The following is a 12615-nucleotide window of genomic DNA, read 5'->3' on the forward strand; positions in this document are numbered from 1 at the left end:
AGCGAACGAATGATCTCGTATCAGTGGTGTTCGGAACTGGATTCCGGCGATCGGGACGAGGTGCTGGCACTTGTCGCGGCGGCCGCCGACTACGACGACGAGGCGGGCTTCTCCTCGATCAATCCCGGCGATGTGACCTCGACGAGCCGTGACGGTGTGCGGGTCTACCACCTGCCGATCACGGCGCGCAGAGATCTGAGTGCTCGCGACGATGCTCCGCTCGTGGTGGTGGCGTATCTGCATCTGCAGGTCGACGACGGGGGGCTGGGTACCGCGCAGTTCGTGGTTCACCCGGACTATCGGTCGCGAGGTATCGCAACGATGCTCGTCGAGGAGGTCGGTCTGGACACGACCGTGGACGGTGGTTGGGCAGGCACTGGCGCTGTGGCCCTGCGCTGCTGGGCGTACGGCACTCACCCCGCGTCCGAGCGTCTCACGCGCCGGTTCGGCGTTGCGCCGGTCAGCAGGTTGTGGACGCTGTTCCGTCACCTGTCGGGGCCGTTCGCGAGCCCGCTCGACGATGTGTCGGTGCCCGACGGCATCACGCTCGCCGAAGCTCGCCCACTCGAAGATCCGACGGCGTCGAAGTCGATCGAGGAAGTGCTGGATGCGGCCGCGCTGGTGCCGGCGCAGCGTGAGCGCCTCGCCGACGACATTCGTCTCGGGGCCGGCAGCGTGGTCGTTGCAACAGATTCTTCGGGCGCACCTCTCGGATTCGTCTGGTTCGACTCGACGGTGTCCACGCACCTCGAACTCGACGCCGCGTCGGTCCGGGCGCTCGTGCTCACCGAGGCCGCGAGGCGGGAGGGCTTGGGCACCACGCTGCTTGTGGTGGCGCTCGGGGCGCTGCGCGACGCGGGAGCGCAGATCGCCCTGATTCGTATCGACCCTGACGATGCAGGCGCGGTGCGTATGTGCCGGCTGTTGTCGTTCGAGCAGGAGGAAGAGCACTCGTGTTACCAGGTCGGGGAGTGGGCCGAAGTGCCCAGCTTTTGATGGTTGCCGGTGATACGAAAAACGATTCTTGTTCGGTGTTGACCTAAAGGTTGTAGGCAACTACGGTCTGTGTTGTGGCTCACAGATGGTGTGCCGACTTCTTTTCGATCATCCGATCACCCCGCACGTTGCCTCTGTGCACCACTAGGCGGAACCGACACTCGGAGAGGACTATCCATGGGACGGCTCGATGGCAAGGTCGCATTCATCACCGGCGCGGCGCGCGGTCAGGGCAGGTCGCATGCCGTCCGGCTCGCTGAGGAAGGTGCGTCCATCATCGCGATGGACATTTGCGACCAGATTCCGACCGTGTTCTACCCGATGGCGACCTCTGACGATCTCGCAGAAACGGAACGCCTGGTCAAGGAGGCCGGAGGCGCCATCGTTGCGTTCGTTGGCGACGTCCGGAACCTCGAAGACGTCAAAGCTGCGTACGACGCGGGTATCACACAGTTCGGCAAGGTCGACATCGTGCTGCCGAACGCCGGCATCATGCCCGTCATCGGACCGGGTAAGCAGCGGCAGGCCTGGCACGACGCGATCGACACCATGCTCACCGGTGTGTGGCACGTGCTCGACGTGACCGTGCCGAATCTCGTCGAGCGGGGTGAGGGTGGCTCGATCATCATCACCAGTTCGGCCGCCGGCCTGACAAGTATCGGCCTCAATACCCTGCCGGGCCAAGCCGGGTACAGCGCGGCCAAGCACGGTGTCGTCGGCCTCATGCGGCTGTATGCGAAACAACTCGCTCCCCACAGCATTCGGGTCAATACCGTGCATCCCACAGGTGTGAACACTCCGATGGTCGCGAACGCCGAATACGGGGAGTTCGTCAATTCCCACCCAGAGGTCGCCGCCGACGAGTCGTACAAGAACCCGATGCCCGTCGAGCTGATCGAGGCCGTCGACATCAGCAACGCGATCGTGTACCTCGCTTCCGACGAGGCCCGCTACGTCACCGGTGTCACATTCCCCGTCGATGCCGGCTACAACATCCGTTGAAAGCGAAGGAGCTTCACTGATGACCACCACCGAAACCGCAACCGATACGACGATCCCGTCGATCGCCGATCGCGAACAAGTCTTCATCGGCGGCCGTTGGGTCGATTCGACCGGTGACGATTGGGTCGATGTCGTCGACTCGTTCACCGAAGAGACCGTTGCACGCGTTCGCACCGCCACCGTCGAAGATGTCACCAAGGCGGTTGCCGCTGCGCGTGAGTCGTTCGACAGGGGTGAATGGGCGTCGCGCACCATGGCCGAGCGCGCCGACGTTCTCGATGCCATCGCCGACCGTCTCGAGCAGCGCGTGGACGAACTGACGCCGATCGGTGTGATCGAGGTCGGGGTACCGGTCAGCGTCAGCCGCCCGACCCAGCAGATGACCGGCGGCCTGTTCCGGGCCGTTGCCGCGGTAGCCCGCGAGTTCGAGGTCAGCGAAGAGCGATCCCGGGCCGACGGCGGCATCTCACGCATCGTCAAGGAACCGACGGGCGTGGTCGCCGCAATCATCCCCTGGAACGGGCCGATCGGCACGATCGCGTTCAAGCTCGCGCCGGCGCTCGCCGCGGGCTGCTCGGTCGTTCTCAAGACCGCACCCGAGGCACCGATCTCGCCGTCGATTTTCGCGGACATCATTGCCGAGCTGGTCGCGGAAGGTCGCATCCCCGAGGGCGTAGTGAGTGTGCTGTGTGCCGACCGCGAGGTGTCGGAGTCCCTCGTGACCAACCCGGACGTCGACCACGTCACGTTCACCGGCAGCACTGCCGCGGGCCGGCGCATCATGTCCCTGGCAGGCGAACGCATTGCACGCGTGTCGCTCGAGCTCGGTGGCAAGTCCGCGGCGATCATCCTCGACGACGCAGACATCAATCACGTGCTGCAGACCCTGCCCATGGGTGGCTGCATGCAGTCCGGTCAGGCCTGCATCGCGCTGACCCGCGTGCTCGTCTCACGCAAGCGTCACGACGAGGTGGTCGAGGCACTGAAGGCCGCGTACGGATCGCTGCCGATGGGCAACCCGTGGGAGCCGACCAACTTCCTCGGCCCGCTCGCCTCCAAGCGTCAGCAGGACCGCGTGCTCGGCTACATCGACATCGCGAAGGAAGACGGCGCGAAGGTGGTGCTCGGTGGTGGCCGCCCCGAAGGCCTCGACACGGGCTTCTTCGTCGCAGCCACCCTGATCGACGATGTGCAGCCGGATTCACGGATTGCGCAGGAAGAGGTCTTCGGTCCGGTCATCTCGGTGATCACCTTCGAGGACGAGAAAGACGCAATCGCGATCGCCAACAACTCGGTGTACGGCCTTTCGGGCGCCGTCTATACCGAGGATCTCGACCACGGTTTCGAGGTCGCGCGGCGCATCCGTACCGGCACCATCAGTGTCAATACCGCGACGATGGACTTCACCCTGCCATTCGGTGGTTACAAGCAGTCGGGCGTCGGACGTGAGGGTGGCATCGAAGGTCTCGAAGAGTTCTTCGAGATCAAGACCGTCCACCTGCCTGCTCCTGCCCAGTAGGTCTGCAGAACTCAGTAGGTCTGCAAACGCGGTGCCCCACGGATCCGATCCGTGGGGCACCGGTGCGTCGAGGGCGGTTCGCGCGGGGAAAGGGCGGACTCGGTCAGCTGGCCGATACCTTGACGTTGTCGGAGGGCGCGGCGTCCGCAATCGCGATGTTCTCGTTGCGCACCACGCCGTGCAGGAAGCTGCGAATCATTTCCTCGAACAACTGCCGGGAGGTCATCTCGTTTGCGGCGAGCGCCTTGGACAGCAGAGGCTGCGACTCCGGGTCGACGTTGGGGAAGATCGTGGACTTGGTGCTCGGCTTGCGCATCGCCTCGGTGAGCACCGCACCGAGCGTCAGGCGCTCCATGCCGTCGAGAATCTGGACGTGCAGGTGCGCGGGCACTCCGGACTCCTCGAGGAACCGGGCGGTGTCCTCGTAGGTGCCGATCAGCAGGTCACGGGGCAGATATTGCAGCAGGATCGGCGCGGCGTTGCGGTGTTTGAGGATCGACCGGCGAAGGTTCATGCTCAGCGTCACGAAGAATTCGGGCCAGTCCGGGCCGGGCTTGCGTCGCGGTAGGTTTCCGGCGCCGGCGATCTGTCGTGCGACCGCGGCGAGGATCTCCGACTTGTCGGAGAAGTGATGATAGAGCGAGGGCGCACGCACTCCGATGTGTTTCGCCAGACGTGGCAGGCTGAACGCATCGAGTCCCTCGGAGTCGATGATCTCGATGGACGCTGCCACGGCGGCTGCGCGACTGATCAGAGGTTTCGACGGTCGGGCCATGTCTCGCTTTCGGTTCGAGCAGTACGCCGGGCCTGGTCGGCGCGGCAGATGGTCAGAATGGTATATGTTCCAGTCGCTCAGGTGGTCATGCGGTGAGAACCGCCTCGTCGAGGAACCCCACCAAGCCTCGACTCAAGACGTCGTTGTCGTCGCCGCCCACCATGTGCCCCGCGCCGCCCACGTCGATATAGCGGGACCCAGGAATCAGCTCCAGGAGTTCGCGCGCTCCTTCCGGACTGACCACATCGGACTGGGCGCCACGGATCAGTAACGTCGGGATCCTGATCGCCCGCGCTGCGGCGCGAGCACGACTCTCGCGTTCGGCCGCCGCGGCCGCCGAATTCGTCCTGTCCGACAGCATCCGCGGATCCCAATGCCAGTACCAACGACCCTCGTGTTCACGCAGGTTCTTGCGCAAACCCTCCACCCGCGGCGCTCGACTGCGGTGCGGGTTGTATTCGATCACTGCTCCCAACGCGTCGTCGAGGCTGTCGAAGCCGGACAACCCAGCTTGCATGAAGTCGGTGATCTTGGCGAGACCCTCAGGTTCGGCCTTCGGGGTGATATCTACCAGGACCAGCGCCCGGGCAAAACCTGGTTCGTCGCCCGATGCCACGAGTGAGGCCATGCCGCCCATGGACGCACCGACGAGCACCGGGGGTTCACCGAGGTCGCTGACGACTGTGCGGATGTCGCGGGCGTGCGCGTCGGGGCTGTAGTCGCCGTCGGGGGACCACTGGCTGTCGCCGTGGCCACGTGCGTCGATGCAATACGCGCGCCATCCCTGCTGGGCCAGGCGTATTCCGGTGCGCTGCCACGAGTGCCTGGTCTGCCCGCCGCCATGGAGCAGCAGGACGGTGCCTTTCGGTTCCGACTGGGGTTCCCACAGGTCGGCGACCAGGGAAACGCCGTCGCCGCGGAGGGTGGTCACCGTGGTGGAGTACGTCATGGTTGCATGGTCCTTCGTCGTCGGAATCAGTGTCCGGAGGTGCCGCCGTCGACGGCGAGTGTCGAGCCGGTGATGTAGCCGGAGGCGCGACTGGCGAGGAACACCACGGCTCCGTCTATCTCGCGCTGCGTCGCGGTGCGGCCGAGAGAGCTGCCGCGCAGGAATTCCTCGAGCGTATCCGACGACATTTCGGAAATCAGGTCGGTCTCCACGAATCCCGGCGCGATCGCATTGACGCGGATGCCCTTTCGCTTCGACCACTGATGCGACAGGTCGCGGGTCAGGCCGATCATTCCCGCTTTACTGGCCGCGTACGCGGCCTGCGGGAGTGCCGATTTGATGAGGCCGAGCATGCTCGCGACATTGACGATGGTCGAGCCCGGGCCCATCACGCGTCCACACGCTTGCGCTACCCAATAGCTGCCCATCAGGTTCACGTCGAGGACTGCGCGGAAGTCCTCGGGGCGCTCGCGTGTCGCGGGCGCGGAGCTGGTGACCCCGGCGTTGTTGATCAGGATGTCGAGGCGGCCGAACTCGGCTACAGCGGCCTGGGCGAGCGCGTCGCACTGCTCGGGGATGGTGACGTCGGTGGGGACGACCAGGCAGCGGCGACCGATGGCCTCTACTGTCACCGCGACGGCGTCGAGGTTCTCACGCCGGCGTGCGGCTATCACCACGTCGGCGCCGGCCTCGGCGAGAGCGCGGGCGAATCCGGCACCCAGGCCGCTGCCGGCACCGGTCACGACAGCGACGGACCCGTCGAGTCTGAACAGGTCGAGGACCGTCTCACTCTGGTCCGGCGATGAGTGTGGGGTCATGGCGATCTCCTGTGCGCGTCGTGAGTACCAATGGTCGGGCTTGCGCCCCGTAAACCTAACTGCTTAAGATTATAGGGCACGCGAAGTCTATGGGAACGAGAGCGCCGATGACCCGAAGCACCAACACCGAACAACGCAAAATGCGAGTGATCGGCAAAGACGTGCTTGCTCACGGTGTCATGGCAGTTCGACTCGCGGATCCCGACGGCGGCGCTGTCCCGACCTGGGAGCCCGGAGCGCATATCGACGTCATTATCGACAGGTCGACGGTGCGGCAATACTCCCTGTGTGGCGACGCATCCGACACCACCTCCTTGGCGATCGCGGTGCTCCGCGAAGAGGACGGCCGCGGTGGATCGCGCTGGGTGCACGACTCGCTGCAAGTCGGAGACCTGGTCGCGATCGCAGGCCCGCGCAACAATTTCACCCTCGAACCTGCGCAGTCCTACCTCTTCGTCGCCGGCGGTATCGGCATTACGCCCCTGTTGCCGATGCTCCGTTCGGCCGAAGCCGCGGGCGCCGACTGGCGCCTGCTGTACGGCGGCCGAGCACGCACCAGCATGGCTTTTGCCGACGAGCTGGTCGCTCGGTACCCCGGCCGAATCGAGCTGCGACCCCAGGACGAATACGGAATCCTCGACCTTCCGGCTGCTCTCGACGCAGTCCCCGACGGCACCGCGGTGTACTGCTGCGGACCGGAGCCGCTCCTGCAGGCGATCGAGAACGAATGCCTCGCGCATCCGAACCTGAGGCTGTACGTCGAGCGGTTCGCTGCCAAGAAGCGGCCGGCCGATGCGGTCGACGGATCGTTCGAGGTCGAACTGCACCGCGCGGGCAGCACCATCACCGTCGACGCGAACGAAAGCGTGCTCGACGCGGTACTCCGGTCCGGTGTCGACGCCCCCTTCTCATGCCGTGAGGGTACGTGCGGGACGTGCGAAACCCCCGTCCTGGACGGAGTTCCCGAGCATCGGGACTCGATCCTCACCGAAGACGAACAGGCTGAGAACGACTGCATGATGATCTGTGTGTCACGAAGCTGCACAGCCAAACTCGTGCTCGATCTCTGACCGGCACCGCAGCGAGGAGATGCCGTGACCCAGGCGCCCGATACGGCCCATCTCGCCGCCCAAAAGACGGCACGTGGATCGGCGGTGCTGGTCCCGGCGCTCTGCTTCATCGTGATGATCACGTCGATGATGCAGACCGCCGTGGTACCGCTCCTGCCGGCCATCGCGGTGCAGCTCGACGTGGGCACGGATGCTGTCGGTTGGACAGTGACAGCGAATCTCCTCGCAGCCGCGGTATGTACACCACTGTTGGGTCACCTCGCTGATCGACATGGTCCGCGGAAGGTGATGCTGGCCGTGCTGGGCACCGTACTGATCGGCTCGGTGTTGTGTGTCGCGTGGACGGGGTTGCCGGCACTCGTCGCCGGTCGAGTTCTGCAGGGCGTGTCGTACGCGTTGTTCCCCGTCGGTGTCGCGGTAGTGCGGTGCGCGCTGGGGCCGCACCGTGTCCCGATGGCGCTCGGAGTGATGTCCGGTGCGTTGAGTGTCGGCGGCGGTGCGGGAATGATCGCGGCCGGAGTGCTGTACACCGAAGGGGCCGACTATCGACGTGTCTTCTGGATGCTGTTGATACTCACGGTGATAGCAATGGTCGTCGGGTGGTGCGTTATCCCGCATACCCCGGGGTCGGGAGCGCGCGACGGGTTCGACTTCTGGGGTGTGGTCGGGCTCGCGATCGGCCTGCCGGGACTGCTGTTGGCGCTGGCGCAAGGTGGGACGTGGGGATGGCTGTCGGTGCGGACACTCGGTTGCGCCGTCACCGGCGCGCTGGTGCTTGCCGCCTGGTATCGGCACGAACGGAGGACCACTGCACCGCTGGTTGCTCCTGCGCTTCTGACGGCACGGTTGGTGGCTCCGGCGCATGTCGCGGCCTTCCTGGTGGGTGTCGCGATGTTCGTGCAGTTCCTGGCCGTCGCGACGTTCGTGCAGATCTCCCGAGAGGAAGCGGGATACGGCTTCGATGCGTCGGTGCTCGAGACCAGTCTCGTGTACCTGCTGCCCGGACAGATTGCCGGCACGGCTGCGGCGGCCGTCAGTGGACTCGTAACCCGACGGTTCCCCGCCCACCGGGTGCTGACCGCGGCATGCGCCGTCGGGGTGTGCGGATTCGTGATGCTGATCCTTGCTCACGACTACACCTGGCAATTGATCACGGCGGTTGCGGTGATCAATGTCTTCGTCATAGTCGCCTACGGTGCGTTGCCGTCGATGCTCATCGGCGGCGTTCCTCCGGGGAACACGGGGGCGGTGAACGGCATCAACGCGATCGCCCGGACATTCGGCAGCTCACTGGCCAGTGCCTTGGTTGCGGTGTTGCTCGCGACGATCGTGATCCCGGGCACCTCGACGCCCACAGAACAGGCGTACGTCGTGGTGTTCGCGGTCGGGGGAGTGGCCGCGTTCGCGGCGGGACTCGTTGCTGTCACAGCGCGCCGTTTTGCAAAATACAAGACTTGATTGACGTCTCAAATTGGACCATATAGCGTGGGTCGCACGGCGCACGAGCCAGGTTCTCCCGGCCCGAGCCGCGCTGAAAACATCTGTCGGCAAGAGCGATTCGGCCCACGCCCTGTGTCAGGCACCCCACGTGCCCGGTAGGCCCCGGTATAACGACATCGCACCTGCGCGACTCACGAAAGGTAAGGACGAATGGCTGCCACCGTCGGCTCGGCATTGCATTGGTGGGCGAAGACCAAGGGAGAGCAGGACGCGCTCGTCGTGGCGGGTGAATCTCTCACATACCGCGAACTGCAGGACTGGTCCAGTCGTATCGCCCGGAAGATCGTGGACCTCGAAATCCAACCGGGTCAACGAGTCGGCGTGCTGGGCCCGAATTCGCTGACGTGGCCGGTGATTGCACTGGGCGTCCTCAAGGCCAGCGGTGTACTGATACCGCTCAACCCACGGTTCAAGCCGGCGGAGCTCCGCAAGGTTGTCGACGACGCCGGCGCCGTCCTGGTCGTCACGCCGAGCGAGTTCGCGCCGACGGTCGACGCGGCGCGTGAACTGGGTTCCGCCTTCGACACGCTCTCGTTCGACGAGCTCGCGCCGCTACGCGCGGGAGGACAGGACGACTTCCGTATCGATCTCGAGCCCGACGAACCGACCGCCCTCCTCTTCACGAGTGGCTCCACCGGGATGTCCAAGGGCGTGATTTGCACGAACCGGACGCTGCTCAATATCGTCTTCGAGGCGTCACTCACCGAAGAAGGTTTCCGGCCCGGGTCCACGTCGCTGCTGGTGTTGCCGTTGGTGTTCACCCCCGGCCTGGTATGGGGGCTGGTCATGACAACGGTGCTCGGTGGAAAGCTGATCATCGAGAAGGAGTTCGATCCGGGCCGCGCGGCAAAGCTTCTCGGTGAACACGATGTCCAGGCCATCTTCGGTGTGCCGTTGATCTTCGAGGCGATCTCGCGTTCACCCGAGTTCGCGGACGCCGACCTGTCATCGCTGCGCACCGCGATCGTCGGCGGCGCCGCGGTCGCTCCGGCACTGTTGCAGCGCTGGGCGGGCAAGGGCGTCGCACTGCGACAGATCTACGGCATGACCGAGGCCGGCGGTGTCGCCACCGCCACCCTCGTCGCCGAAGCCTTCGACCACCCCGACACGTGCGGATCCGGCTCGATCTTCACCGAAGTGAAGGTGGTCCGTCCGGACGGCACCGATGCCGCTCCCGGTGAAGAGGGCGAAATACTCCTGCGCGGTCCGGGCGTCACCCCCGGCTACTGGAACGACGCCGAGTCGACGGCGGCAGCCTTGCAGAACAACTGGCTGCACAGCGGCGACCTCGGCACCCTCGACGACGAAGGGCGTGTCAAATTCGTCGACCGGCTCAAAGACCTCATCATCACCGGCGGCATCAATATCTCGCCGGTCGAGATCGAACGGGTCATCTCCGAGATCCCCGGTGTCGAGGAAGTCGCTGTCATCGCAGCCGCTGACGAGCGCTTCGGCGAAACCCCGGCGGCGATCGTCACGGTGAAGGATGGCGTCGATGCAGCGGCAATCATCGAACACTGCGACCGGCTCGTGGCCGACTACAAGGTTCCGCGCTACGTGGTGATCCGGGACGAGCCGCTGCCGCGGCTCCCCAGCGGCAAGCTCTCGAAGACGGCGATCCGGGCCGAATACCGGGACGTGGCAGAACGATTCGACAAGGTCCGCTGAGCCGAAACCGGCGGAGAAACCAGGAAGGAGTCATCGTGACGGAGACGGGTACCGACGATGCAGTGATACTCGAGCGGCACGGGGAGATCGCGGTTGTGCGATTGAACCGTCCCGATCAGCTCAATGCGTTCACCGACGCGATGTGCTATCGGCTCATCGACATCTTCGACGAGACCGACGCCGACGACGAGGTCCGTGCGGTGGTCATCACCGGAACGGGACGAGCCTTCTGTGCGGGAGCGGATCTCGCAGCCGGCGGCGACACCTTCGTGCTGGGTGACGACCCGCAGACCGGAGGCGCCCCGGCCGACACGGGCGGGCAGGTCTCGCTGAGAATCTACCGTTCCCTCAAGCCCGTCATCGCCGCGATCAACGGACCGGCCGCGGGTGTCGGCGTCACCATGACCCTGCCGGCCGACATTCGCATCGCGTCGGAAACCGCGAAGTTCGGGTTCGTGTTCACCCGTCGGGGACTGGTCCCCGAGGCCTGCTCGACCTGGTTCCTTCCGCGGGCCGTCGGCATCTCGACGGCCGTCGAGTGGGCGGTGGGCGGCAAGATGGTCTCGGCAGTCGAGGCGCTCGAACGAGGACTCGTCCGGGAGCTCGTCCCCGCCGATCAGGTGCTCGATCGGGCACTCGACATCGCGCGCGAATTCGTCTCCGGCACCTCACCGGTGTCGGTAGCTCTCACCCGACAGCTGATGTGGCGGATGCTCGGTGCGTCCGACCCTGAGGTAGCGCACCGGGCCGAGTCGATCGGCATCTACGTCCGCGGCACCTCGGACGACGTGCGTGAAGGTGTCGACGCGTTCCTCCAAAAGCGCGAGCCGAAGTTCCCGAACCGGATCACGGACGGATTGCCGAACCTGTTCGAATAGTGCGTCGACAGCCGAGGGTCAGCGGTCGAACACGCTGACCGGTCGTTGCCGCAGCTTTCTCATCAGTTCGGCGATCGAGTCACTCGACCGCAATTGGGCGAGCAGTTCGTGCTCGATCCGGTCGGCCTCCACGCAGATCGTCACCACGTCGAACAGCCGGTCGGCCGGGATGACGGCGACCCCGTCATCGTCGGCGACGATGATGTCGCCCGGGTGGACCAGACGCCCGGCCAGCCGGACAGGTTCGCCGATCGACTCGGTGGCGTAGCGGAACCGGGCGGCCTGCGGAGCCCGGGCCATCGACCACACCGGCAGGCCGCTGTCGATGATGGACACCGAATCACGCACCGCGCCACCGACAACGCACCCTGCGAGTCCGGCCAGCAGCGCCCACTGCGCCGACAAGGCGCCCACGACAGCGGTATCGGCGGGGGCGGGGCAGTCGAACACCGCCACATCACCGGGCCGGGCGGTGCTGTAGAGGTCCCGGTCGCCGAGCCGGGCACCGAGACCGTCCGCCCTGTTGTCGACGACCTCGCCGGTCAGCCGCCGGTACCGCAACGTCACGGCGGACCCGCAGATCCGCTGCCCCCGGCGCAGCGGTGCGAGGATGCCGGCACCGATCGCCGCTCCGACACCCAGCTGGTCGAGGGCGTCGGAGACCGCGCAGGAGGCATCGGAAACCTGCAACAGGGAAGCCAACAACGCGGTACGGTCGCGGTGGGTGGCCGTGGCCGGCACCTGCCGTGCGGTGGTCGGCGAGACCGGGGAGGATTGCTGGGACATCGAGTTCTCCGTTCGTCGAAGTAGGGCGGTCGGTGTAGAACCCGCCCCTGATGGGCTAGTGGTAGTTGACTGGGATCGTGCGTTGGGCAATCGGTCCGGTTCGGTTCGGCCTGAGTGTCGTATCGGGCACAATGGGGCGATGCAGTTGACCACTCCCTTGGACAAGTTGGATCTCGATCTGTTGAAGCTGATCGTCGAGGAACCCAAGGCCGGGGTGCGCGAGTACGCCCGCCGCCTGAACGTCGCGCGCGGCACCGTGCAGTCGCGGCTCGACAAGTTCTCCCGAGAGGGGGTGATCACCAGCTACCGCCCGCAGATGCAACCGACCGCGCTCGGATATTCCATCCTGGCGTTCGTTCATCTGGACATCGCGCAGTCGATGATGGATGCCACCTGCCGGCATCTGGCCACCATCCCCGAGGTGCTCGAGGTCAATTCCGTTGCTGGCAAGGGAGATTTGCTGTGCCGCGTGGTGGCGAAGGACCACGAGGATTTCGAGCGGGTGCTGCAGGAGATGATCGCCATCGATGGGGTGCTGCGGACCCAGTCGGAACTGGTGCTCAGCCGCCGCATCGCCCCGCGGATCGTGCCGCTGCTGGAGAAGAAGCGGGCCGAGACACCCTGAGGGTCTCGGCCCGTTCAACGCTGTGGTCA

At 65.5% G+C, this 12615-nt stretch carries 12 protein-coding genes; 8 read left to right on the forward strand and 4 right to left on the reverse strand.

Features of this window, described 5'->3' with window-relative positions:
• The first annotated feature begins 9 nt into the window (after positions 1-9).
• The 3 genes from GFS60_RS19810 to GFS60_RS19820 all read left to right on the forward strand — a co-directional run bounded on the left by GFS60_RS19810 (position 10) and on the right by GFS60_RS19820 (position 3517).
• Positions 10-996: a GNAT family N-acetyltransferase gene (locus GFS60_RS19810; RefSeq protein WP_159923868.1), complete on the forward strand. Its 987-nt coding sequence runs from the start codon at positions 10-12 to the stop codon at positions 994-996.
• A gap of 177 nt (positions 997-1173) precedes the next feature.
• The gene (locus tag GFS60_RS19815) at positions 1174-1998 is read left to right on the forward strand and encodes a mycofactocin-coupled SDR family oxidoreductase (protein WP_159923870.1); all 825 of its coding nucleotides are present in this window, start codon (positions 1174-1176) and stop codon (positions 1996-1998) included.
• A 19-nt stretch (positions 1999-2017) separates the two neighbouring features.
• Complete coding sequence (locus GFS60_RS19820) at positions 2018-3517, forward strand: aldehyde dehydrogenase (RefSeq protein ID WP_159923872.1); 1500 nt, start codon at positions 2018-2020, stop codon at positions 3515-3517.
• A 103-nt stretch (positions 3518-3620) separates the two neighbouring features.
• On the opposite strand, the gene GFS60_RS19825 is transcribed toward GFS60_RS19820, so the two are convergent.
• The 3 genes from GFS60_RS19825 to GFS60_RS19835 form a co-directional block, all read right to left on the reverse strand.
• Complete coding sequence (locus tag GFS60_RS19825; protein ID WP_159923874.1) at positions 3621-4292, reverse strand: TetR family transcriptional regulator; 672 nt, start codon at positions 4290-4292, stop codon at positions 3621-3623.
• 85 nt (positions 4293-4377) lie between these two features.
• Positions 4378-5241, reverse strand: coding sequence for an alpha/beta fold hydrolase (locus GFS60_RS19830; RefSeq protein ID WP_159923876.1), 864 nt, complete (start codon positions 5239-5241; stop codon positions 4378-4380).
• Between the two features lie 26 nt (positions 5242-5267).
• Positions 5268-6059 (reverse strand): SDR family NAD(P)-dependent oxidoreductase, encoded by a 792-nt coding sequence (locus GFS60_RS19835; RefSeq protein ID WP_159923877.1) that lies wholly within the window; start codon positions 6057-6059, stop codon positions 5268-5270.
• 107 nt (positions 6060-6166) lie between these two features.
• Here GFS60_RS19835 and GFS60_RS19840 point away from each other — a divergent pair, with 107 nt between their 5' ends.
• From GFS60_RS19840 to GFS60_RS19855, 4 genes are all read left to right on the forward strand, one after another.
• Positions 6167-7129, forward strand: a complete 963-nt coding sequence (locus GFS60_RS19840) for a PDR/VanB family oxidoreductase (protein WP_159923878.1) — start codon at positions 6167-6169, stop codon at positions 7127-7129.
• A 24-nt stretch (positions 7130-7153) separates the two neighbouring features.
• Positions 7154-8587 carry an MFS transporter gene (locus GFS60_RS19845; RefSeq protein WP_159923879.1) on the forward strand — a complete coding sequence of 478 codons (1434 nt, stop codon included), beginning with the start codon at positions 7154-7156 and terminating at the stop codon, positions 8585-8587.
• 192 nt (positions 8588-8779) lie between these two features.
• The gene (locus tag GFS60_RS19850) at positions 8780-10297 is read left to right on the forward strand and encodes a class I adenylate-forming enzyme family protein (protein WP_159923880.1); all 1518 of its coding nucleotides are present in this window, start codon (positions 8780-8782) and stop codon (positions 10295-10297) included.
• 35 nt (positions 10298-10332) lie between these two features.
• Positions 10333-11175 carry an enoyl-CoA hydratase-related protein gene (locus tag GFS60_RS19855; protein WP_159923881.1) on the forward strand — a complete coding sequence of 281 codons (843 nt, stop codon included), beginning with the start codon at positions 10333-10335 and terminating at the stop codon, positions 11173-11175.
• Between the two features lie 18 nt (positions 11176-11193).
• Here the strand turns inward: GFS60_RS19855 and GFS60_RS19860 are convergent, their stop codons facing one another.
• Positions 11194-11961, reverse strand: coding sequence for an RraA family protein (locus tag GFS60_RS19860; protein WP_159923882.1), 768 nt, complete (start codon positions 11959-11961; stop codon positions 11194-11196).
• A 139-nt stretch (positions 11962-12100) separates the two neighbouring features.
• Here GFS60_RS19860 and GFS60_RS19865 point away from each other — a divergent pair, with 139 nt between their 5' ends.
• Positions 12101-12586, forward strand: coding sequence for an Lrp/AsnC family transcriptional regulator (locus GFS60_RS19865; RefSeq protein WP_159923883.1), 486 nt, complete (start codon positions 12101-12103; stop codon positions 12584-12586).
• The last annotated feature ends 29 nt before the right edge of the window (positions 12587-12615 follow it).

The organism is Rhodococcus sp. WAY2 (genome assembly GCF_009859915.1).
Taxonomy (GTDB): domain Bacteria; phylum Actinomycetota; class Actinomycetes; order Mycobacteriales; family Mycobacteriaceae; genus Rhodococcus_F; species Rhodococcus_F oxybenzonivorans.